Raw genomic sequence first — 21,927 nt, 5'->3', positions numbered from 1 at the left:
GCTCGCCGCTGGTGATGGTCCCTTTCCCGCCTGCGCGACCGCCCGTCACTCGCGCGGTGGTTCTGTATGCTGGCTTCGTCATCGTGCCTGCCTCCCATGACTCTTCGAAAGAGCGTCCTGACCTCGCACCTTCTCGATCCGGCTGCGCGGCGTCAGGGACAAACGCGGATCACGACCTTGCCGAACGCCCTGCCCGCGACGTAGTACGAGAACGCGGCAGGCACCTCCTCGAACGCGAAGACCCGATCGAGGATGGGCCTCGCTCGGTGGACCGCGATGGCGCGGGTCACCGCCACGAGCTGCGCACGGCTGCCGGCCGCGATCGAGCGCAGGGACGCGGCGGCATTGAAGAGGGCAGTGACGTCGACTGGCGGGGCGCCCTGGGCCAGGCTCCCGACCCAGGCGATCTCGCCGCCGACCGCCGTCGCCCGCAAGGATTGTTCCAGGGTGGCCGGACCGCCGACCTCCACGACGTGATCGACACCTCGCCCACCCGTCGCCTCCCGGACCTCGGCTGGCCAGTCCGGCGACGCTCGGTAGTCGATGACGTGGTCGACCCCGAGAGCCTTGAGCTTGGCCGCCTTCTCTTCTGTCGAGGTGGTGGCTATGACGTACGATCCGAACATCTTCGCGAACTGCAGCGCGAACAGCGACACGCCACCCGAGCCCAGCGTGAGCACGCTCTCTCCGGCTCGCAGCGGCCGTCCTCCGGTGAGCGCGTTCCACGCCGTGACGGCCGCGCAGGGCAGCGTCGCGGCCTCCTCGAACGAGAGGTGCTCCGGAATGGGCACGATCGCGTCCTCGCGCAGCGCCTTGAGCTCCGTCATCATCCCGTCCAGCGAGCCACCGAGCTGCGCGGCGTGCTCGAGGGTGAACGGGCCGTCCATCCAGCGCGGGAACATGGAGGCGACGATCCGGTCGCCGACCCTGGCGCGGGTGACGGCTTCGCCGACCGCGACGATCTCTCCGGCCCCGTCCGACGCCACGATCACGTCGGGCTTCACCGGCAGCGGGTAGCGGCCGCCGATCATGATCATCAGCTCCCGGTAGTTCAGCGATGCCGCTCGGACCCGGACGAGGACTTCTTCGGGACGGACCTTCGGCTCGGGGCCGTCCTTCAGAGTGAGCCCCTCGAGTCCCGCACCCAGGTTCGCGTGGTAGCTCCTCATCGGACGCCCTCTCCTTCGGCCATTACGATTCGTCGTGACGACCCCTTCAGCGGCCTTCGGGTCATCCCGGCATCCGGCCTTGCCGTGATCTGCTGGGCCGAGCCGCCGGGGGCTTGATTCGCCGTACGGATTTCTTTGCTGCACGAGGCTGCGATGGATGCCCTGTCGGAAGCGCTGCGCGGAGTGCGGATCACCGGCGCCTTGTTCTTCAACGCGGAGTACGGCGCGCCCTGGGGGTTCGCGTCGCCACCCTCCGCTTCGGTTGCGCCGCTCCTGGCGCCCGGAACGGAGCACCTGGTCTTCTTCCACCTGCTGACGGAAGGACAGGCCACGGCGCGCGTCTCGGGGCACGACGACGTATCGCTCGGGGCCGGCGACATCGTCGTGTTTCCGCATGGAGACGCGCACGGGCTGTGGAACGGACACGTGAAAGAGCTGCACTACGCAACCGAGCTCCTGCCGAAGCTCCTCACCGGCCTGCTCGTCTCGGAGCGCGGCGGCGGCGGCGGCGCAGTGACGAGGTTCGTCTGTGGCTACTTCGGGTGCGAGCGCTACGCCGAGAGGCTGTTCCTGGCTGGCCTGCCCCCGGTGTTCAAGGTGCACATCCGCGGCGACCCCGCGGGCGCTTGGATCGAGAGCTCCATCCGTCACTCCGTGAACGAGATCGAGTCCGGGCGCGCAGGCCGCCTCGCCCTGCTCTCGAAGCTGTCGGAAGCCCTGTTCATGGAGACGCTGTGCCGGTACATGGATGAGCTTCCGGCGGAATGCACCGGGTGGCTCGCCGCGGCGCGCGACGAGGTCGCGGGCAGGGCGCTCGCCAGCATTCATCGCCATCCTGCGCGCCCTTGGACGCTGCCCGAGCTGGCGAAGGAGGCCGGCGCGTCGCGCACCGTGCTGGTGGAGCGGTTCACCCGGCTCCTGGGCGAGCCACCCTTGGCATACCTCGCACGCTGGCGTCTCCAGCTCGCCGCGAGGCTCCTCGAGGCGACGGACCACAAGGTCCTTCAGATCGCGCTGCAGGTCGGGTACGGCTCCGAGCCTGCGTTCAACCGCGCGTTCAGGCGGGCGTTCGGGGTCCCGCCCGCGCAGTATCGCCGGCGGCTCCGCCGGGGTAAGGGCACAGTCTCACCGACGTCTCCACGCCGGTCTGTCGGCACGGTTCGGGCGTCGACAAGGTGGGGCGCCGGCGGCAAGCTACGGCTGTGATCACCCATCCCGAGAAGGTGCTCTTTGCCGACTCCGCCATCACCAAGGGTGAGCTGTGCGCGTACTACGAGGCGGTGGCGCCGTTGATGATCCCGCACATTCGCGGGCGTCCGATCACGATGGAGCGATTCCCCGCCGGCATCGACAAGAAGGGCTTCATCCAGAAGGATGTGTCGAAGGGGTTTCCGAGCTGGCTCGAGCGCGTCGAGGTCGAGAAGCGCAACGACAAGGCGGGTGAGTCCGTGCACTACCCGCTGGTCGGCGACGCGCGATCGCTGGTCTGGCTCGCGAACCAGAACTCGGTCACGCCCCACGTCTGGATCTCGCGGGTACCGAAGCTCCATCAGCCGGACCTGTGCGTGTTCGATCTCGATCCCTCCGCGGAGGATCCGCAGTCGCTGCGCACGGCCGCCCTGGCGGTGCGCGAGCTGCTCGACGAATTCGGGCTGCCGTCGTACGTGAAGACGTCGGGCTCGAAGGGATTCCACATCCTGATTCCGCTCGACGGCGAGGGAGACGCGGAGAGCGTCTGGCGGTTTGCGCACGGCGCAGGCGCGGTGCTGGTCAAGCGCCACCCGCACATCCTGACGCAAGAGTTCATCAAGGCCGACCGTGGCGACCGCATCTTCGTCGACACCGGGCGCAACCTGCCGGGCGCGACGTTCGCCGCGGTCTACGCGGTTCGTGCCAGGCCGGGCGCGCCGATCTCGGCGCCGTGCACGTGGGCCGAGCTCGAGGGAGGCACCGTCGGTCCGCGCACGTTCACGCTGCGCACGATGGCGGCGCGCATCGGTGAAGTGGGCGAGCTCTGGTCCGACATGGACGGTCGGCGGTGCTCGCTGCGCGACGCGACGGCGAAGCTTCAATCGATGTTGACCGACGCGGAACTGAGCGAGGCGCTGGCCGCGTCGACGCGCCGGCCGGTGTCGCGCAAGGCACCGCGCAATCAGACCCGGAAGTCGCCCAGGAACACTCCGTCGAAGACCAAGCGGTGACTTGCACCTGAACGGATGATCAGTTAACGTCCGCCTCATGGGGATGGCGTCGGAGCTCGCGCGCGCGCAGCCGCTCACGGCGCCGCGCATCTGCTGCCTGGATCTCGATACGTTCTTCGTGTCCGTCGAGCGACTGCTCGATCCCACGCTGGAAGGCAAACCGGTGGTCGTCGGGGGAAAGCCGGGGAGCCGCGGCGTGGTCACCGCCGCCAGCTACGAGGTGCGCCGCCTCGGCGTGAAGTCGGGCATGTCGCTGGTCGAGGCCGGAAAGCGCGCGCCGAACGCGATCTACCTGCCCACGCGGCATGAGATCTACGGCACCTACGCCGAGCGCGTGCGCGAGATCGCGCGTCGCTACGCGCCCAAGGTGCTCGTCGCCAGCATCGACGAGATGTATCTCGATCTCTCCGGCTGCGAGCGGCTCTACGCATCCGGCGACGCCGCCAGCGGGAACCGCGGGGAGGACCGCGCTGGCGACGTCGCCATCGAAGGCGCGGTGCTGCAGTTGACCACGGCCATCTTCGACGAGATCGGCTTGCCTTCGAGCGCTGGGGTCGCGACCAGCAAGGCCGTGGCCAAGGTGGCGTCGGCGCTGGCCAAGCCACGCGGTGTGATGCTGGTGCCCGCGGGCGTCGAGCGCGCCGTGCTCGCGCCGCTGCCGGTGCGGTCGTTCCCCGGCATCGGTCCCGTCGCCGAGGCCAAGCTGCACGCCGCCGGCTACCGGACGCTGGGCGCGGTCGCCGAGGCGTCGGAGGCGGATCTGCAGAAGATCTTCGGCGCATGGGCGGCGTCGATCTCGCGCGGCGTGCAGGGCCTGGGCTCGGGCGACCTCGGCCGCGAGCGCCCGGCGTTCGCCGAGCACGATCCCGAGGGCGAGACGGTCGGCAGCATCTCCAACGAGCGGACCTTCCGCGAGGACGTGACCGACCCGGCGTCGATCGAGGCGGTCCTGTGCGGTCTGTGCGAGCGGGTCTGCTGGCGCGCGCGCAAGCGCCACGTCAAGGCGCGAACGGTGACCCTCAAGCTGCGTTACGCCGACTTCCACACGCTCACGCGTTCGCACACCACGATGGCAACCAACTCGGAGCTCGAGCTCTATCCCATCGTCAAGGAGATGTTCGCGGCGGCGCGTACGCGGTCGCTGCCGATCCGCCTGCTCGGCATCCAGCTCTCGAACCTCGGCACGTTCGAGCAGCTCCCGCTCTTCGATCGCAACGACCGGGTCGGCGCGGTCGTCGACAGCATCCGGGAGCGCTTCGGCTTCGCGACGGTCTCGCTGGCGACCGCGCGCGACAGCCCGACGAGGCGCGCGCCTTCCAGGCCGCGAGCACGCGTGCGGCCGCATGGGGGTTGAGACCGCATGCGCGCACCGTCCAATCCTCGGCGGAGATGCCTCTTCGTACGCTCAGTGCGCGGGCTCGGCGCCCCGCCCGAGAGTGCCCGCTCCGCGAAATGAGGAGAGGCGAAGCGTCAGCCACGCCTCGCGGCCTCGATCGTGGCGACGTCAATCTTCTTCATGGGCATCATCGCTTGGAAAGCGCGCCTCGCTTCCTCACCCCCTGCCGCGAGCGCTTCGGTCAAGACCCGCGGCGTGATCTGCCAGGACACGCCCCACCTGTCCTTGCACCAGCCGCACGCGCTCTCCTGGCCACCATTGCCGACGATCGCGTTCCAGTAGCGATCGGTCTCTTCCTGATCGTCGGTCGCGATCTGGAACGAGAACGCTTCGTTGTGCGTGAACTCGGGTCCACCATTCAGGCCCATACAAGGCACGCCAGCTACGGTGAACTCGACCGTCAGCACGTCGCCCTTCTTGCCGCTGGGGTAGTCGCTAGGCGCGCGGAAAATGCGACCCATCGCGCTATTTGGGAAGGTCTGGGTGTAGAAGCGGGCCGCGGCCTCGGCGTCCTCGTCGTACCACAGAACGATCGTGTTCTTGGCCATGTGCTCGTCCTCCGTTCGGGAGCGGTCGGTATTGGGGTGAGGCCATGTCGGCCGATGCCAGGGGGCAGTCGATCCGTGAGGTGCTAGTCGTAGCCGCCGCCCGCTGCACCAGGAATCGTCGAGCGCCCTTCGATGCAACGACCGTCGGGAAGCGCAGAGCACCGCCGGTCGCCGTCCACGGCGAAGCTCGAGTACGTCGCGACTCCGGTCGCGGCATGGTTCACGCCGGAAACGACGACCATGTCGTCGTCGCCGAGAGATCCGATGACGGCGAGCCGGTCGTCATCGAGCCTCGTCTTCGTCCTGGCCGGGCAGGCAGTGGCGCGCGCTCCGCGACGTTCCGAGGCCATCGACGGAACCTCGGCCGCGCGGCGCTGGAGCGGCGCCGGTCAATCGGCCCGCGTACCACATTGCGAGAGACGAGGGCACGGAAGGCCTGGGTGTCGCCGGCCTTGGCCTCGGGAAGACGGGGCGTCGTGCCCTTGGCCGTCCTGCTTCGCTTCGATCAAGACGTCGAGCTGGCAGAGGCCGGCGATGGCGGCGAGGAGCGGCGCGACCTGCCGCTCGTCGTCGGGCATCACCATGGCCGAAGGCAGAGACTCGTGGACTGGCAAAGCCGTCAGAGGGTGCGGCCGGGCTCGCCTGCCAGCTGCCCCTCCATGAGCCGACGGGATCGCAGGGCGCTGGCTCTGACACCTTGCTAGGAAGGCCGCACCGGCGATCAGCACCACCTCCACGATGCGCGTCCTTCCGCCGGCGCAAGGAGACGACCGTCATGGCAGGAAGCGATGCGGTGAACGTGGTGCTCGTACACGGCGGCTTCGTGGACGGCAGCGGCTGGCGGCGTGTCTACCAGCTCTTGAAGCAGGACGGCTACACGGTCAGCGTCGTGCAGAACCCGACGACGACCCTCGCCGACGATGTCGCCGCGACGAAGCTCATCCTCGACGCGCAGGACCGACCCGTCATCCTCGTTGGACACTCCTACGGTGGCGTGGTGATCACCGAGGCAGGAAACCATCCGAAGGTCGTCGGGCTGGTATACGTCGCGGCCTTCGCTCCCAGCGAGGGCGAGTCCGTTGACGCTCTGATTCGGAACCCGCCGCCTGGGGCTCCGGTGCCGCCGATCCTGGCGCCGCGTGACGGTCGTCTCTTCCTCGACAAGGACAAGTTCCACGCCGCCTTCGCAGGCGACCTCGACCAGGAAGAGGCCGCCTTCATGGCAGACTCGCAGGTGCCATGGGGCGTGGACGCTCTGCGTGGGACGATAACCAAGGCGTCCTGGAGGACCAAGCCGAGCTGGTACCTGGTCACCACCGAGGACCGGATGATTCCGCCCCCTGCGCAGCGAATCATGGCCAAGCGTGCCGGAGCGACGACGATCGAGGAGAAGGGGTCCCACGCGATCTACGTGTCGCAACCCAAGGCCGTGGCGGCACTCATCTCCAGGGCCGCCACTGGCGTGAAGGTTTTGGCTGTCGGCTCCGCAGGAGCGGAGGAAGCCGGCATGCCTGGCGGGCACGCGTAGAGCCCGGGATCGTTCGTCGATCCGTGGACGGGCACGTGCCACTCCTTCCTCCCGCGCTCGAGCTCCCAAGCTACCCGAGCGCTTCCAGGATCATTCGTGCGAATGGCAGGTCAGGTCGCGAGCGCAGGTCATCGATGCGGCCCAGGTGGACGATGCGGCCCTCGTCGAGGACCGCGGTGCGATCGCCGAGCGCCTGCGCCTCCCGAGGATCGTGGGTGACGTAGAGCGCGGTGGCCCTGCGTTCGCCGAGGAGCTCGCGGAAGAGGGCGAGCAGCTCCTGCTTGAGGCCGACGTCGAGGTTCGAGAGCGGCTCGTCGAACAGGACGGCACGCGGATCGAGCACGAGCGCCCGGGCGATGGCGACGCGCTGCCGCTCCCCGCCCGACAGCTCGCCGGGGTGGCGACGCTCCTTCCCGGAGAGGCCGACGCGAGCGAGGATCGCGGCGATGCGGTCGTCGCGCTCGGTTCGCGGCACCTTCTTCCCATCGAGCCCGAACGCGAGGTTCCCGTGGACGGTGAGGTGGGGCCAGAGGGCGAGGTCCTGGAAGACCATCGCGACATCCCGCTCCTCTGGCGCGAGGACGATCCGCCCGCGCTCGGTCACGAGCGCATCGCCGAGGCGCACGACGCCGAGGTGCGGCGCGACGAAGCCGGCGACCACCCGGAGCAGCGTGGTCTTACCGGACCCCGAGCTGCCGAGCAGGGAAAGTGTCTCGCTCGCCGGAATCGCCAGGGAGACGTCGTCCAGCACCTTGCGGCCCTGCCGGAGCACGGTGACGCCGTCGAGCTGGATGGAGGTGCTCACGCCTTCCTCCGGAAGAGCAGGGCGGATCCGACGGCGAGGACGGCGGCGGTCATCGCTACCTGGACGCACGACAGCGCCGCCACGACCGACCCCGGCCCGTTGGCCTCGAGCGTGAAGATCCGGACCGTCAGAGGCTCCTGACCCGCGGGATACAGGAGGACTGCCGTCTCCAGGTCCCGGAGGCAGAACACGACGGCGAGCAGCCACGCAGCGAGGAGCCCGCGCGCGTGGATGGGCACGAGGATCCGGCCGAGCCGGCGGAGGAAGCGCGCGCCGCCGATCGCGGCCGCCTCCTCGTAGTGCTCCGAACCCTGCGAGAACGACACCGCCGCGGTCCGCAGGCCCACCGCACCGTACCGTGCGGCGAACGCAAGGGCAACGATCGCGCTCGTGCCGTAGACCCCCTGGAGCGAAGGACGGTTCCAGGTGGCGATGAGGCCCACGCCGAGCACGGACGCCGGCGTCACGAAGGCGAGGACGGCAAGCGCATCGAGTCCCACGCCGCCGCGCCGGCCGCGCGCCGCGGCGTGGCCGATGACGACCGAGAGCGCCAGCACCAACGTGGCGGCCATGAGCGCGTCGAAGAGGCTGTTCCATGCGCTCGCGCCGATCCACTGCGCCAGCTCCGAAAAGCCGTGACCGCGGGCGGCGTCGATCACGAGCGCCGCCAAGGGCGCCACCGGCAAGAGCGCGGCGGCTGCCGTGAAGACGATCGCGACGGGGCGCCAGTGGCCGAGGCGGAGGTCCGGGACCTCGCGGCTGCGAAGACCGAGGACCGCGAACGAACGCCGGCCGGCGGCGCGACGCTCGAACAGGAGCAGCCCGACGGCGACCGCGAAGAGCGGGAGCGCAAGCGCGAACGCCTCACCGGGCGCGTAGTCGACGCCACCGAGCCGCGAGAAGACCATGCCGGGGTAAACGGGCACGCGCAGGAACATCGGGACGCCGAGCTCGGAGAAAGCGAGCGAGAACACGACCAGCGCCGCGAGCGCGGTCGCCGGGCGCACGAGCGGCAACAGGATGCCCGCCGCAGTCCGGCGCGGACCGGCGACCAGCAGCGCCGCCTCCTCGAGCGAAGGATCGATCGCCTGGAGGCCGACCGCGACGAGCGAGGTGACGACCGGCGTGAGCGCCAGCGCGAGGACGGCGACCGCGCCCGGCCACGAGAAGAGGAGCCGGGCGCCGAGAGTCGAGGCGGCGAGACCGCCGCGGCCGAAGACGTGGAACCAGCCCAGCGCGAGGAGGAATGGAGGCACGAAGACCGGAAACGCGTGGAGCCAGAGGGCAACGCGCCGGAGCGGCACGTCGGCGCGGCCGAGGAGGAGACCCAGAGGGAGTCCGATGGCGAGGCATAGGACCGTGACCGCCGTCGCGAACCCGAGCGACGAGACGAACAGCGCCCAGGTCCGCGGTGCCGAGAGCGCGTGCGCCGCGTGACGGAGCGCGTCGCCCTTGCCGAGCTCGCCGCCGAGGAACATGAGCGGCACGAGCGCCACCGCCGCGAGGACGACCCCCGCTGCGAGGAGGAGGAATGGCTCCTCCCGGCGCCTCAGCGCTAGAGCCCAGCCCAGTCCCGCAGCCATGGCTGGAGCCTTTCCATCGTGCCGGCGACCTTCGCGTAGTCGATCTGCATCGTCTTGATCTCGCTCGCCCGCTTCCCGCCCGCGGCAGGCTTCACGTCGGCGCGCAGCGGGATGTGTGCGGCGACATCGACGAGCTTCTGCTCGGCAGGGACGGAGAGGAGGTAATCGACCAGCCGCCGCGCCTCCTCGGTGTGCGGTCCCGCGAGCGACACCACCGCGGTAGGCATCAGCAACGTGCCCATCCCATCCTGGTCGGGGTAGACGACCTCGATCGGCGCGCCGTCGTGGAGGGCTTCGGCGGCGTCGTCCGTGTCGGCGAGGCCGAAGGCCACCTCGCCCGAGGCGACGAGGCGCTTCACCTCGCCGTTCGAGCTCGCGATCCGGCACCCGTTCGCCTTGAGCTGCGTGAGGAAGGACTTCAGCGCGTCATCGCCCCACGCGTCCGCGAGCGCGGCGACGTGCATCGTGGTCGTGCCGAAGAGCGGGTTCGCGATCGCCGTCTGGCCCTTCCACCTCCGGTCCGCGAGGTCACGAACCGAGCGAGGCATCTCCTCAGGCTTCACGCGGGTCTTGTTCACGAGGAGGAGGCGCGCTCTCGCGGCACCGCCGGTCCAGGTCCCGTCGGCGGCCTTGAAGGCGGGTGGAATCGCAGCCGCTTCGGGCGAGAGGTACGCCCGCACGAGCCCGCGCTTCACGAGCAACTGCGGGCGGACGGGGTCGCCCGACCAGAACACGTCCGCCTGCGGGCTCCTCGCCTCGGCGATGATCCGGTTGAGGACGCCCGTGCTCTTCGTCTCCTCGGTGTCGAAGACGGCGCGCACCTTGACGCCGCTCTGGCGCTCGAAGTCGCGCAGGATGGGCTCCGTGAAGACCTGGTCGATCGACAGGTACACGACGACCTCGCGCGAGCGGCTCCGGCAGGCCAGGGCGCCGGAGGCCATCGCGAGGACGAGGAGGAGGACAGTCGGTCGTCGTTGGATCACGGGAACCCCACGCTGAATCCCCACGTCAGCCCGACGCGGAGCTCGGTCGTATCCACGCCTCCGGCGCGCGCTCGGCGTACCGCCGCATCGAACGAGAGCCGGTCGGAAGCACGCCAGATCGCACCGACCAGGCCGGAGACCGTCGTCGGTAGATCGCGCTCGCGCTCCACGAAGACCTCCGCGACGGGGCGAATGGCCCAGGCGTCGTGAGCTTCGAGGATGACCCCGCCGAACACACCGGGGGTGTGCGCCCGGGTCCAGGCAGCGGCTCCGTTCACGTGGAACGTGAGATCCTGCCAGCGCTGCGACACGATGAGCGCTCCTTCCGCGCCTACGCCGGGGTCGCCGTTGACGGTCGGGAGCAGGGCGGAGATCTCCGTGGCGACGCTCGGGCCGGCCTTCTCCTGGAGGCTACCCTCGCGCAGGACCCTCTTCAGCGAGAAGGCGGTATCTTCGACGCGCAGGCGCGGCTCCGGGACGTCGCGTCCGAGCTCCACGAAGTGGCGCCCCTCGAGCACCGCCTCCCAGCGATCCGCGAAGCCCCAGTTGAGGATGAGGCTCGGCGCGACCAGCGTCCTGTCGGCGCCCTGCACCACGTACCCGAGGGGTCCGAGCTCGATCTCCATCTCACCCTTCGCTGCCACCGCGGCGTCCGTCGAGTTGAAGGGCCGATACGCGCTCGCGGTGAGCGGCCACGCCGCCACGAGCGAGAACGAGCAGAGAATGAGAGCGCGCGGAGTCCAGGATGTCGTTCTCACTGACCGTCGTTCCTCAGTGGCTCGCCTTCACCTGGAATGGCAAGGTGAAGCGCGAGATCTCCCGCTGGTCTCCCTTGGACGCCCGGTCGTTGTAGCGGTTGAGATCGTAGATGAGGCTCGCCTCGACGGTGTAGCTGCCGTCGCGGAGCGCGGGTTGCCAGGTCAGGACGCGTTCCTCGCCCGCCCGGATCGGCGCCTCGTGAAGGCCCTGCTCGTCGGCCTGGGTCGCGGCGATGTGGTCGGGACGCTTCTTGTCCTCCTCGAGGAAGGTTCGGTCGTCGGGGCGCGGCCCGTACCAAGGGGCGAACATCCACTCGCGCGTGGCGAGCACCTTCCCCTTGCGATCGACGGCCCGCGTCTGGAGATAGATGGCGCGCCGGTTCGAGCCGGTGGGGACCGAGTGCCCCGCGCCGACGTTGATCAGGTGGAGCTCCACGTTCGCGCCGTCCTTCTGCGGCTGAAGCATGACGAGCGAAAGGGCACTGCCGAGCCGCTGGCCGGAGTGACCGCCGGTCCAGAGGTGGCGCGCGACCGCGCGGAGCGGGACGTCCGCATCCTCGGCGGTCTTTCGCTGCGTGCGTGGCATGTGGCAGTCCTGGCACTGCTGGCGACCGAGGCCCGGCGCGGCGAAGTCGTCACGCCACTCGAGATAGGTCTGGGTCTGCTTGCCCGGGACGCGCTTTCCCAATGAGTGGCAGAACGCGCACATCTCCGAGCTCGACATCCGCTCGTCGGCGACGGTCTCGTGGGGCGCGTCGGCCTTGTGCGGTCCTCGGATCTTCCCTTCGGGCGTCAGATGGCAGGAGGCACAGGTGATGCCCTCGCCCTGAGCCTCAGCGCGGGGGGCCGGCTTCACGACCTCGAGCGCGGTGCGCTCCGGGATCGCGAAAGGCTGCGGGAAGTGGCAGACGTTGCACTTCTTGCCTTCCTCCTCGGCCTCTCGCGCGTGGATGGGCCATGGATCCGTACCGGAGACGGCGTGCGCGCTCGCCGCGACCGAGCTGCCGGCAGGCATCTCGAGGACCTTGTCATCCTTCGATCGCAGCCTGACGCCGGGGTACCGCATGTCGCTCCCGAACCCCTCGGCGTACTCACGATAGATGGCCTGATGGCAGGCGCCGCAGTCGGCGGACGGTGTGGCGGTCCCCTTGGGGAAGTCCTTGGACGGCGTGATGGCAGGGGCCGCGGGTGCGATCGGAGGGGCGGCGGGCGCGGCGGATGCGGGTCCGGTGGGAGCGGGTGCCTGCGCCCTGGCAGCGGAACCCGCCAGGACGAGCGAGACGAGGGCAGCGGTGAGGATCTTCACGAGACGGCTCCTGTCGTTTGGGCTGCGGGACGGAGAATCAGCGGCAGCAAGAGGCGCTATGGAAGCCCGGTCACCGCCAGCGCGTCGAAGGACGTGACCGAGTCGGCCTTCGTCCACACCCCGACCTTCCCGGCCTCCTTGAACGTGTCGTCCGTCGCGTCGATGATCGGCTTCCCTTCCCAGAAGACCTGGAGCCGGTTGCCGCGCGCCTCGACCGCGAGCGTGTGCCAGGCCCCGGACACGACCCGCCCGCTCCAGCCCTTGATCTGCCGGCGCCGGCCGTCGACCACGCGGTACAGGTTCACGTTGTCCTCGAGCGCGTTGGCCCGGGCCAGGTAGTAGTTGTCGGCGTCGCGGTAGCGAATGACGAGCCCGCATGCCTGGTCGACCTTCCCCGAGACCGGCTTGCACCGGACCTCGGCGCGAAGGTCCCTGAGCGCGGGTGCGTCGGCAGCCGCCACCGGGAAGCGGTTGTCGGTGCGGTCCTCATCGACCTGGGCCAGCACGTGATCGCCGGCCGGGGCGGTCGGGTCGAGCTGGATGACCCACTTTCCGGGGCGGCCCTCGCCCGTCCGGCCGAAGGAGAAGCCGGCGGGAGGGGAGCCCACAGCATCTGCCTGGAAGTCCCAGGTCCTCCCCGCGCCCTGCGCGAGCGCCGCTCCTGGGAGCGCGACAAGGGCCAGCGCAAGAACACCGATCGTCCGAAGCATGGGCATCTCCTTTCCTCGGTCGGAGCGATCCGCTCCGCGAGCGAGCGCAGGATGGCGCGACCGCGCTCGTGAAGCTCCTGAAGACTCCCTGACAGCGCTGTCAGGATTCGCCTGCCATGGCGCAGCTATACTTCCGGGCGTGCATCACGAAGATCATTCGAGAATCCTGATCGTCGAGGACGAGTCGAAGGTGGCGCGGGCGCTCGCCGACGGGCTCGGCGCCGAGCGCTTCGAGACCCGCGTCGCGTCGACCGGGGAGGAGGGGTTCTTCCTCGTCTCGAACGAGTCGTTCGATCTCATCCTGCTCGACCTCATGCTCCCGAACCGCGGCGGCCTCGAGATCCTCGCCGCGCTCCGGGCTCGCGGTCTTCAGACCCCGGTGCTCATCCTCACGGCCAAGGACACCATCGAGGACCGGGTCCAGGGCCTCGATGTGGGCGCGGACGACTACCTCGTGAAGCCCTTCGCGTTCCCCGAGCTGCTGGCTCGCGTTCGCGCCCTGCTTCGCCGCGGCAGGCTCGACCCGGCGTCGAAGCTCCGGCACGAAGACCTCGAGCTCGACCCCGTGAAGCGGGCGGTCGTGCGCGATTCACGATCGGTGGACCTCACGGCCAAGGAGTTCGAGATCCTCGAGTACCTCCTTCGCCACCAGGGGCGCGTGGTCTCCCGCGAGATGCTGGCGCGAGACGTCTGGAAGGTGACCGCGCGCGCGACCCCGCTCGACAACGTGATCGACGTGACCATCGCGCGGCTGCGCCGGAAGGTGGACGACCCCTTCCCGAGAAAGCTGGTCCACACCATCCGTGGCGTCGGCTTCGTGCTCGGCCCGGAGCCGCGATGATGCTCCGGCCGCGCAGCGTCCGCGGGCGTCTCGCGCTGTGGCACGCCGGCGTGCTGACGCTCATCGTCTGCGCCTTCTCCGGAGCGGTCTACGCTCTCGTACGAGCCCAGCTCCTCCGCGATCTCGATGCCCGGCTGGCGCGCGACCTGGCGACGATCGAGCGAACCTATCGGGAGGCCGACTACGACCTCGCAGAGGTCGAGACCCGCGCCGGAGTCGAGCTCTTCGAGGTCACCAGCGCCGGACGCGTCCTCTATCGAACGGCTGCCTGGACGAGGATCGGGCTCGACCGGGCGGCGCTGACCGAGGCCGGGCCGGCCACCTGGTCGTCGCCGCATGGGCACTCCTACCGGATGGAGACGAGGTCGTGGCACGAGCTCCGGATCGCGGTCGCCACTGACGAGGCGCTCACTCGCGGCGCGCTGGGCCGGCTCGCGCTCATTCTCGCGCTCGCCATCCCCTGCGCTGCGATCGTCGCGCTGGCAGGCGGGTACCTCCTCGCCGGCCGCGTACTCGCGCCGGTCGGCGCATTGGCCGATCACGCCCGGCGCATCACCGCCGAGGCGCTTGACGCACGGCTTCCCGTCGAGGATCCCCGGGACGAGTTCGGCCAGCTCGCGGGCGTGTTCAACGACACGCTGGCCCGGCTGCAAGACGCGTTCGAGCGCCTCCGCCGCTTCACCGCCGACGCGTCGCACGAGCTGCGGACGCCGCTCACCGCGATGCGGAGCGTGGGGGAGGTGGCGCTGCAGAACGCGCGCGATCCGGCAGCCTATCGCGAGGTCATCGGCAGCATGCTCGAGGAAGTCGAACGGCTGACGAGGCTCGTGGAGGGCCTGCTCCTCCTGACCCGCGCCGACACGGGACGCACCCACGCTGCCCGGGAGGTGGTGGATCTGGGCGCGCTCGCAACGAGCGCCGTGGAGCACCTCCGGGTGCTCGCCGAGGAGAAGGGGCAGGAGCTGACGGCCGCTGCCCATTCTGGGGTTCGGGCGCGGTGCGATCCGGCCTTGGTCCGGCAGGGAGTCGTGAACCTCCTGGACAACGCGATCAAGTACACGCCGCAGAGGGGCTCGATTCGCGTCGTCGTCGAGGTCCTGCCTTCTGGCGAGCCAGCCGTCGAGGTGAGAGACACCGGTCCCGGCATCGCCCCGGCGCACCTGGAGCGGATCTTCGAGCGCTTCTACCGGGTGGATGCCGACCGAGCGAGGCAAGCTGGCGGGATGGGGCTTGGCCTCGCCATCGCGCGGTCGGTCATCGCGGCGAACGGCGGCCGGATAGAGGTCGAGAGCACCGTGGGAAACGGGAGCGTCTTTCGAATGGTGCTGCCCGCCGTGTGACGGCCGGCTGGACGCGTCCCTCACGAGAGCGCTCCTCCGAAGAGGCCTGGAGCGAACGCGCGGAGAAGGCCGAGCGCTCCCCCTGCCAGCACGACGGCGACGACGTTCAGCCGCCACTTCCAGAAGGTGAGCACCGCGAACGCTGCCAGGCCGAGAGCGACCGTGATCCAGTCGATCGAGCCGCCCGGCATGAACGCCACCTTCGCGAGCGGGATCGAGATGGAGAAGATGAGGCCTACGACCCCGGAGGTGACGCCGCGCAGGAACTCCTTCAGGCCGGGGCGCGACGTCAGCCAGTTCATGTGGCGAGCGGCGGGCAACATGAAGAGGAAAGACGGCAGGAAGAGCCAGAACGTCGACGCAGTGGCGCCCAGCCATGGGACGCGCGCCCCGTTCCCAGCGAGGAACCCGACGAAGATGCCGATCGAGATCAGCGGGCCCGGCGTCGTCTCCCCGAGCGCCAGCGCGTCGATCATCTGCCGGTCGCTGATCCACCCGTACGTCGCGACCGCCCCTTCGCGGATGTAGGGCAGCACCGCGTAGGCGCCGCCGAAGGAGAAGAGCCCCACCTTGAAGAAGAACCACGAGATGTCGAAGAGGCGGCTCGCCATCGACTCGGCCGCCTCCGCGCGCGCCGCGACGAGCAAGGAGGCGGCGGCCGTCGCGACTCGCGAGCCCGGCCCCATCCGCCGCCACGCGATGAAGGTGAGGCCGCACCCGAAGAGCACGAGCAGGAACGGTAGCCGCCCGAAGTAGAACGCGACGAACGCCGCGAACGCGAGCATCGCGGGGAAGACGCCCTTCAAGGCGGCGCGCGAGATCCGGACGAGCGCGGCGAGGAGCAGGGCCAGTCCGACCGGACGGAAGCCCCAGAGCACGCCCAGCACCTGGGGCGTCTTTCCATAGTGGACGTAGATCCAGGCGAGCGTGGTGAGCGTGATGTAGCCGGGCAGGATGAAGAGCACGCCCGCGAGGATGCCGGCCCAGTAGCCCGCCTTCTTGTAGCCGACGTAGATGACGAGCTGCAGCGCCTCCGGTCCGGGCAGGAGGTGGCAGAAATTCAGCGCGCGTACGAACTCGTCCTCGCTGATCCACTTCCGACGCTCCACCAGCTGGAGGTGCATGAGGCCGATCTGGCCGACGGGGCCGCCGAACGCGAGCCAGCCGAGCTTGAGGAAGTACCAGAAGATCTCGGACATCGAGACCTGCTGCTGGACTCCCGCGGGCTCCGCCTCCGCGCGGTTTGACAACCCGTCGTCCACGCCGATCTCCCGCCGAGAGCCGAGGGCGGTTCGTGTGATGCTCGACCCGGCTCGCTTCTCGTCACCCAGGCGTCGAAGTTTGGTCCCACGTTTCGTATCGAGTCCCCACCGACGCCGTGGCGTCCGCCAGTCGGCGGCTCACCTCTTCCCAGTCGACGTTCTGCATGAACGCGTCGACGTACCGCGCCGCGGCCGCCCCGTAGTCGAGGTGGTAGGCATGCTCGTACATGTCGAGGACCAGCAGCGGACGGCTCCCGGGCGCCCCGCTCGTGTGATCCCATGCCCAGTAGTTGTGGAGGTCGCCCTCGGGGCCGAGGGCGAGGACGGCCCAGCCCGAGCCGCCGGCGAGCGCATTCGCGGTCCGGCGGAATTCGGCTTCCCACGTGGAGAAGGTGCCGAACGCGCGCGACAGGACGCGGTGGATCGCGTCGTCCGCCTCGCCATCGCCGCCGAGGTTCGCGAAGTAGAGCTCGTGCAGGCCGACCGAGCCGGTCCGGAGCAGCTCCTCGCGCTTGAGATCGCCGTACACGTACGGCGGCAGGACGGGATCGTCGAGCATGGCAGCGAGACGCTGCTCCACGACGTTCAGCGCCTTCACCGCACCGCAGTAGTTGTTCTCCCAGTGAGAGCGGATGAGCCGCTCGGAGAGGCCGCGGAGCTTCGAGGGATCAAAGGGGAGCGGCCGGGGCTCGTGGCGCCCCGCGAACGCAGGCGCGACCCCGGCGGACTTCTTCGTTTCGCTCATGACTCGGCGTTCTCCTTCAGCGCGGGTCGAGCGATCAGTGCCTCGTGGCGCCGTGCACGGCGTACAGGTCGTCGAACAGCGCCGCGCCGCGCGCGAGGCGTTGCTCGTCGTCGGCGTGCGCAGCTGCGATGCCCGCGACGAGCTGGCCGATGCCCGGCGCCTCCTCGCGGCCGTACTTCGCGTCCTTCACGTCGATGTCGTGGACGATCTCGGCGATGGCGCGGAGGGCGGGATCGGTGAGGCCGAACCGCTGCACGAGCACCTCGAACGTGCACAGCTCGCCCTCGTGAGTGAACTCCGATTCGAACATGTCGAAGCGAAGCTCGCCCTCTTCCGGGCGATACCCCTTCGCCGGGACGAACTTGAAGCGTGCCTCCGGATCGATGAACTTCCGGATGAGCCACGCGCTCGCCATCCGGTCCACCTTGATCCCAGTGCGCGTGACCCAGGTGCGACCTTGGTACTGCTCGCGAGCCAGCGACGCCTTCGCCGGCTCCGTCCCCTCGACTGGCCTCATGCGTGCCTCCATTCCGGACAGCAGGCCATCGACGACCTCGCGTCCGGGTGCTCCGAAGAAGTCGATCGTGGCGAGCTCGGTCGCGCGCTGGCGCAGGCGGGCAACCTGCCTTGCGAGATCGGCGCGGCGGTCGTCAGGAACCACGCCTCGGTGCGGGAAAGCTGCGGCGACGGCGCGCGCCTGCCCCGCGAGGTGGCGGAAGTCGGCCTCGCGCTCTGTCTGGAACAGCTCGATGACCTGCATGTCGGAGAGGCCTTCGATGAACCGGGCCTCGACGATCGACGCGTCTCCGCCGCCCTTCACGACCTCGCGGAGGACCCACTGGAAGTCCTCCTGCGTCTCGTCGTCGTAGGGCAGGGCGTAGACCGAGTTCTTGATGGCGACTGCCCCGATGCGGGCCAGATGCCGGCCGATCTTGACCCGTAGATAGGCGGGTGTCGGCGGGATCTGGTGGATCAGCAGCATCCAGCGCGCCTCGGGGCGGGCGGCAGAACTTTCACGTTTCGTTTTGCTCGCGCTCAACTGTGTCTCGGATCTAGCAAGTGAATCATCCAGGTGCGAGACCCTGACGGGTCGATCCGGGCGTGCAGGCCTCCGCGCAACCGCAAGGTGCCGAGACGAGCCGCTGAGCGCGGGCGCGCCGTCAGTGGCCATGGCGGTGGTGCACGTCCGGCAGGTGCGGGTGGTCGTGGAGAGCCGTCGACGGAACCGCTCACCGATCACCACTGCGAGAGCGACGTTGAAGGCGCCCGCCGCGAGGACCTTCGCTCGAGCGACGGCGACCGGGTCGCGGATCGAGAGGCGCTGGCGGTAGCTCGATCTTCGCGACGTCAGAGGGAGCCGCGCGATGCCTCCCCGCCTCCACGTACTCGGGTACACTTCGCGTCCGTGATCGGCACGATCTCCGTGGCAATGCTCCTCGCTGGCGCAGCGGCGCCGGCCGACGGCGTCGAAGCGCTCCGCGTGAGCGCGACCGCCGCGTACCGGGCGAAGCGGTACGCCGAGGCGTGCGAGGAGTTCGCGCAGGCCGCGAAGCTCGCGCCCGGCGACGCGCGGCTCGCCGGGGATCTGGGGCTGTGCTGGCACCGCCTCGGCCGGAAGAAGGAGGCCGTCGCGGAGACCCTCCGCGCCGTCCGGCTCGCGGGGCCCTGGGCCGAGCACGACGACGCGTCGCTCCGGCGGAGCGCCTACTTCAACCTCGGGCTGATGGGCGTCGCGCTGCCGGTGCCCGCCGCTGGCACGTGCGGGCCCATCCCTCCCGCCCCGGGTTGCGACCGACCGCTCCACGCTTGCACCTACGGCTGGAGCCAGATGGGAAGCGGCGGCGGCGAGGTGGGGGACGTGCTCGCGATCGCGCGGTCCGCGGATGTTGCCAGAGTGGAGGAGGACCCGGGCGACGAGGTCTCCTCCGAGGTGCTCATGAAGGTCGTCGAGCCGCTCGAGCGCGATCCCGACGAAGCGGCGTGGCCGGTCGAGCGCGGGATGGTCTATCTCTCGACCGAGATGGAGGTGCTCGTCGCGCATTGCGTCGCGTTGGCGCGGGATGCACCCTGCATCGAGGACCTCTCCGCGCCCTCGGCCCGTGCGATCGCGTGCCTCCGCAAGAAGGGTTGCAGCACGGATCCGCCGAGCTGCCCCGACCCGATGTGGGAGGACTGCTCGATGGAGACCTGCTCCGCGGAGGTGAAGAAGACCGTGAAGAGTGCGGTCGACGAATGCATGCGGCTGGCGGCATCCACATGGCAGGTCCGGTGCGACCTGGTCGCCGCCGACGCGTGCACCGGCGTCGTAGCCACCGCCTGCGTGGAGGTGGGGGCGAAGCCGTCGACGCGCGTCGTCCACGAGGTCCTGCTCGAGCCCGCCTCGGAATGAGCTGCGGTACGGCCGCCGCGACACACGCCGACCGGTGTTCTTGGCGACGACCTCTCCCGGATCGAGCGGCTCGACCGCGCTGTAGCTTACGGCCGCGGGATCGATCATCCGGTGATGATCGCACCCGCTCTTCCCGTGGGTCGTACGTCAGCCGTCGGTGGTCGCCGGGTCGCCCGGGTGCTGGGTGAGCGGGGTGATCTCGGTGGTCATCATTGCGTGCAGAGGAAGTGATTCGACGATCGCCTGCATCTCGGCCCGGTCCTGCGCGCGCCACAAGCCGAGCGCGCGCCCCTGGCCGGGGAGCGCCCAAAGCCGTACGAGGTGTCCTTGCTCGGCCAGTTGGCGGGTGCGTGCTGCCTCGCGCGCCAGGGCTTCAGCGACGGCCTGACTGGACGTGCCTTGCGGGATCGCGCGGCTGAAGGTGGTCAGGAACTCCGCGCCGATTCCCTTCGGGTTCCGGCAGGCGCCAGGGTCGTTCGGGTGGGGCGAGAGCACGGTGACCTCGTCGGTGCGCCACACGCGCAGCGGCATGGATCCCAGGACCTTTTCGAGGCCGCCGTCGTCGTCGGCGACGAACAGCCCGAACGTGCGCCATTCGCCTGGTTGCAGCGGCGGGCGCCACAGCCGCAGCAGGTGCCCCTGCGCCGCGAGCTCGCGCGACCGCGCGGCCTCGCGGCCGCGGACCTCGCTGACCGCCACTGGGGACGTGCCGTCCGGAACGTGAGTGGTCATGGCGACCAGATACTCCGACGATGTCCTTCGCGCGCTCGCGGCGAGGGCGGCGCCCGCGCCGAGGACGAGTGCGTCCTCGACGAGTCCGGTGACCGAGTTGGGCAGCCGTCGGTTGGCGGCGCGCCTGAGCCAGAAGGTCACGAACGCGGATCCGGCGGCGGTCGTTGCCGCGATGGCGACGTGGCCGCGCCTCACGCGGCCGCGCCCGACGGCGCTACCGACGAGGGCGCCCGAGAGCACGCGCCCGAGGAGCGAGGTCGGCGCGATCCGGTCCGGCAATCGAGGCCATTGATCGGCTGCCAGCTCAAAACCGCTAGCGCCCCGAGGAGCCACGGCGCCTCCTTTCTACCGAGCGTGCGCTCGACGCTCGCTCGCGCCGGCTGACCTTTCCGCCTCGACAACGCAAGGCTCACGAACGCCGGGGCGGTGAACGTCCGCACTCCCGCCACTGCCCCCCACGCCGCGGCCGCCAGCGGCCCGTTGTGCCCCATGTCCATACGCCGCCCCCTCTTCCCGGCCGCCGAGTGCCAGCCGTCGACATGCTGCGAAGTGAGCTCCGGACAGCAAGCGGGATGCCCACGCCGAGCATCGCCGGATCTGCCGGACACTCGTCATCGTGTGGCCGGGGGGGACGCGGCTTCGGCGGGCCGACGAAGGGACCTGAACGCCGCGCGGAGCTCCGCGGCGAGGACCTCCGGTTGCTCCCACGCCGCGAAGTGCCCGCCTTTGGGGAGCCGGTTGTAATGAATGAGCTTGGGGTAGGCTCTCTCCGTCCAGCTCCGCGGTGCCGTGTAGATCTCGTCAGGAAAGGCGCTCACGGCGACGGGTATGGCCACGCCTTTCGGGGCGAAGAAGGCGAGCTTGCTCTCCCAATAGAGGCGCGCCGAAGAGACCGCCGTGTTCGTCAGCCAGTAGAGCGTGACGTTGTCGAGGACGTCGTCTCGGGAAAGGCCCTCGGGCTGACCGGCGAAGACGCGTGAGATGAGCGCGTAACTGCGCGCGTCGTGGTCGAGCATCCAGGCCGCGAGGCCGACCGGTGAGTCCTCGATCCCGTACAGTGTCTGGGGGCGGCTCCCCATCTCCTGGGCATAGGCCAGGCCGTGCTTGTAGAAGAAGTCGAGCTGATCGTACGCATACTTCTCGTCGGCCGAAAGGCCGGACGGTGGCGCGCCACCGGACGCGAGCGCCTTGGCGATGTCCTCGGGGATGGTGGCGGGCATGTTGGTGTGAATGCCGGCCAGTTCCGGAGGGGCCTGCAGGGCCATCTGCTCCGTCACTGCATTGCCCCAGTCGCCGCCCTGGGCCACGTATCGCGTGTAGCCGAGGCGCTTCATCAGCACGACCCAGGCGCGTGCGATGCGAACGGGGTCCCAGCCGAGAGTCGTGGGCTTCCCGGAAAAACCATGTCCCGGCAATGACGGGATCACGACGTCGAAGGCGTCCGATGCGCTCCCGCCGTGTGCCGTCGGGTTGATCAGCGGATCGACGATCTTCAACTGCTCGACGATCGAGCCGGGCCATCCGTGCGTGACGATGATCGGCAACGCGCCCGGATGTTTCGAACGGACGTGGATGAAGTGAATGTCCTCCCCATCGATCGTCGTCACGAACTGGGGCAGGGCGTTCAGCCT

The 21,927-nt window shown here is 69.7% G+C and carries 21 protein-coding genes; 7 read left to right on the top strand and 14 right to left on the bottom strand.

Annotated elements, in window-relative coordinates; genetic code table 11:
- Nucleotides 1-152 precede the first annotated feature (152 nt).
- Nucleotides 153-1,169 (bottom strand): zinc-dependent alcohol dehydrogenase family protein, encoded by a 1,017-nt coding sequence (locus tag MNY62_RS12825; protein ID WP_242342908.1) that lies wholly within the window; start codon nucleotides 1,167-1,169, stop codon nucleotides 153-155.
- A gap of 153 nt (nucleotides 1,170-1,322) precedes the next feature.
- On the opposite strand from MNY62_RS12825, the gene MNY62_RS12820 reads away from it, so the two are divergent.
- Genes MNY62_RS12820 through MNY62_RS12810 form a run of 3 tightly spaced genes read left to right on the top strand, consistent with a single transcriptional unit; the run spans nucleotide 1,323 to nucleotide 4,724 of the window.
- Nucleotides 1,323-2,375, top strand: coding sequence for an AraC family transcriptional regulator (locus MNY62_RS12820; protein WP_242342907.1), 1,053 nt, complete (start codon nucleotides 1,323-1,325; stop codon nucleotides 2,373-2,375).
- Complete coding sequence (ligD, locus tag MNY62_RS12815; RefSeq protein ID WP_242342906.1) at nucleotides 2,372-3,370, top strand: non-homologous end-joining DNA ligase; 999 nt, start codon at nucleotides 2,372-2,374, stop codon at nucleotides 3,368-3,370. Before MNY62_RS12820 ends, ligD begins: the two co-directional genes overlap by 4 nt.
- A gap of 43 nt (nucleotides 3,371-3,413) precedes the next feature.
- Nucleotides 3,414-4,724, top strand: a complete 1,311-nt coding sequence (locus tag MNY62_RS12810) for a DNA polymerase Y family protein (RefSeq protein ID WP_242342905.1) — start codon at nucleotides 3,414-3,416, stop codon at nucleotides 4,722-4,724.
- A 116-nt stretch (nucleotides 4,725-4,840) separates the two neighbouring features.
- On the opposite strand, the gene MNY62_RS12805 is transcribed toward MNY62_RS12810, so the two are convergent.
- Nucleotides 4,841-5,314, bottom strand: coding sequence for a VOC family protein (locus tag MNY62_RS12805; RefSeq protein WP_242342904.1), 474 nt, complete (start codon nucleotides 5,312-5,314; stop codon nucleotides 4,841-4,843).
- A gap of 83 nt (nucleotides 5,315-5,397) precedes the next feature.
- The gene (locus tag MNY62_RS12800; protein WP_242342903.1) at nucleotides 5,398-5,664 is read right to left on the bottom strand and encodes a hypothetical protein; all 267 of its coding nucleotides are present in this window, start codon (nucleotides 5,662-5,664) and stop codon (nucleotides 5,398-5,400) included.
- 425 nt (nucleotides 5,665-6,089) lie between these two features.
- On the opposite strand from MNY62_RS12800, the gene MNY62_RS12795 reads away from it, so the two are divergent.
- Complete coding sequence (locus MNY62_RS12795; RefSeq protein ID WP_242342902.1) at nucleotides 6,090-6,842, top strand: alpha/beta hydrolase; 753 nt, start codon at nucleotides 6,090-6,092, stop codon at nucleotides 6,840-6,842.
- 70 nt (nucleotides 6,843-6,912) lie between these two features.
- Here the strand turns inward: MNY62_RS12795 and MNY62_RS12790 are convergent, their stop codons facing one another.
- From MNY62_RS12790 to MNY62_RS12765, 6 genes are read right to left on the bottom strand one after another with little or no spacing between them, the layout of a single operon-like run.
- A complete protein-coding gene (locus MNY62_RS12790) occupies nucleotides 6,913-7,647 on the bottom strand; it encodes an ABC transporter ATP-binding protein (RefSeq protein WP_242342901.1) in 735 nt (244 codons plus the stop codon).
- Entirely contained in the window at nucleotides 7,644-9,230 is a 1,587-nt protein-coding gene (locus MNY62_RS12785; protein ID WP_242342900.1) for an ABC transporter permease, read from the bottom strand. Before MNY62_RS12785 ends, MNY62_RS12790 begins: the two co-directional genes overlap by 4 nt.
- A complete protein-coding gene (locus MNY62_RS12780) occupies nucleotides 9,203-10,213 on the bottom strand; it encodes an ABC transporter substrate-binding protein (RefSeq protein WP_242342899.1) in 1,011 nt (336 codons plus the stop codon). The genes MNY62_RS12785 and MNY62_RS12780 overlap by 28 nt, the downstream gene beginning before the upstream one ends.
- Complete coding sequence (locus tag MNY62_RS12775) at nucleotides 10,210-10,971, bottom strand: hypothetical protein (protein ID WP_242342898.1); 762 nt, start codon at nucleotides 10,969-10,971, stop codon at nucleotides 10,210-10,212. Before MNY62_RS12775 ends, MNY62_RS12780 begins: the two co-directional genes overlap by 4 nt.
- A gap of 13 nt (nucleotides 10,972-10,984) precedes the next feature.
- The gene (locus tag MNY62_RS12770; RefSeq protein WP_242342897.1) at nucleotides 10,985-12,277 is read right to left on the bottom strand and encodes a NapC/NirT family cytochrome c; all 1,293 of its coding nucleotides are present in this window, start codon (nucleotides 12,275-12,277) and stop codon (nucleotides 10,985-10,987) included.
- Nucleotides 12,278-12,333: 56 nt separating this feature from the next.
- Entirely contained in the window at nucleotides 12,334-12,987 is a 654-nt protein-coding gene (locus MNY62_RS12765) for a DUF1080 domain-containing protein (protein WP_242342896.1), read from the bottom strand.
- A 139-nt stretch (nucleotides 12,988-13,126) separates the two neighbouring features.
- Between MNY62_RS12765 and MNY62_RS12760 the strand changes: the two genes are divergently transcribed.
- Together MNY62_RS12760 and MNY62_RS12755 are read left to right on the top strand one after the other, a co-directional pair.
- On the top strand, nucleotides 13,127-13,828 hold the full coding sequence (locus MNY62_RS12760; RefSeq protein ID WP_242342895.1) for a response regulator: 702 nt from the start codon (nucleotides 13,127-13,129) through the stop codon (nucleotides 13,826-13,828).
- Nucleotides 13,825-15,168 carry a sensor histidine kinase gene (locus tag MNY62_RS12755; protein ID WP_242342894.1) on the top strand — a complete coding sequence of 448 codons (1,344 nt, stop codon included), beginning with the start codon at nucleotides 13,825-13,827 and terminating at the stop codon, nucleotides 15,166-15,168. Before MNY62_RS12760 ends, MNY62_RS12755 begins: the two co-directional genes overlap by 4 nt.
- A gap of 20 nt (nucleotides 15,169-15,188) precedes the next feature.
- On the opposite strand, the gene chrA is transcribed toward MNY62_RS12755, so the two are convergent.
- The 3 genes from chrA to MNY62_RS12740 all read right to left on the bottom strand — a co-directional run bounded on the left by chrA (nucleotide 15,189) and on the right by MNY62_RS12740 (nucleotide 18,346).
- Nucleotides 15,189-16,418 carry a chromate efflux transporter gene (chrA, locus tag MNY62_RS12750; protein ID WP_242342893.1) on the bottom strand — a complete coding sequence of 410 codons (1,230 nt, stop codon included), beginning with the start codon at nucleotides 16,416-16,418 and terminating at the stop codon, nucleotides 15,189-15,191.
- Between the two features lie 73 nt (nucleotides 16,419-16,491).
- Nucleotides 16,492-17,175, bottom strand: a complete 684-nt coding sequence (locus MNY62_RS12745) for a superoxide dismutase (RefSeq protein ID WP_242342892.1) — start codon at nucleotides 17,173-17,175, stop codon at nucleotides 16,492-16,494.
- Between the two features lie 34 nt (nucleotides 17,176-17,209).
- Nucleotides 17,210-18,346, bottom strand: coding sequence for a chromate resistance protein ChrB domain-containing protein (locus tag MNY62_RS12740; RefSeq protein WP_242342891.1), 1,137 nt, complete (start codon nucleotides 18,344-18,346; stop codon nucleotides 17,210-17,212).
- A 234-nt stretch (nucleotides 18,347-18,580) separates the two neighbouring features.
- Between MNY62_RS12740 and MNY62_RS12735 the strand changes: the two genes are divergently transcribed.
- On the top strand, nucleotides 18,581-19,564 hold the full coding sequence (locus MNY62_RS12735; protein ID WP_242342890.1) for a tetratricopeptide repeat protein: 984 nt from the start codon (nucleotides 18,581-18,583) through the stop codon (nucleotides 19,562-19,564).
- 147 nt (nucleotides 19,565-19,711) lie between these two features.
- Here the strand turns inward: MNY62_RS12735 and MNY62_RS12730 are convergent, their stop codons facing one another.
- Nucleotides 19,712-20,575 carry a muconolactone Delta-isomerase family protein gene (locus MNY62_RS12730; RefSeq protein WP_242342889.1) on the bottom strand — a complete coding sequence of 288 codons (864 nt, stop codon included), beginning with the start codon at nucleotides 20,573-20,575 and terminating at the stop codon, nucleotides 19,712-19,714.
- A gap of 332 nt (nucleotides 20,576-20,907) precedes the next feature.
- Nucleotides 20,908-21,927 (bottom strand): epoxide hydrolase family protein (locus MNY62_RS12725; protein ID WP_242344572.1); only part of this gene is annotated, 1,020 nt, incomplete at its 5' end.

Origin of the sequence: Anaeromyxobacter terrae, from assembly GCF_022690685.1 — a bacterium.
Taxonomy (GTDB): domain Bacteria; phylum Myxococcota; class Myxococcia; order Myxococcales; family Anaeromyxobacteraceae; genus Anaeromyxobacter; species Anaeromyxobacter terrae.
This window is presented reverse-complemented; position numbering and strand designations above follow the sequence as displayed.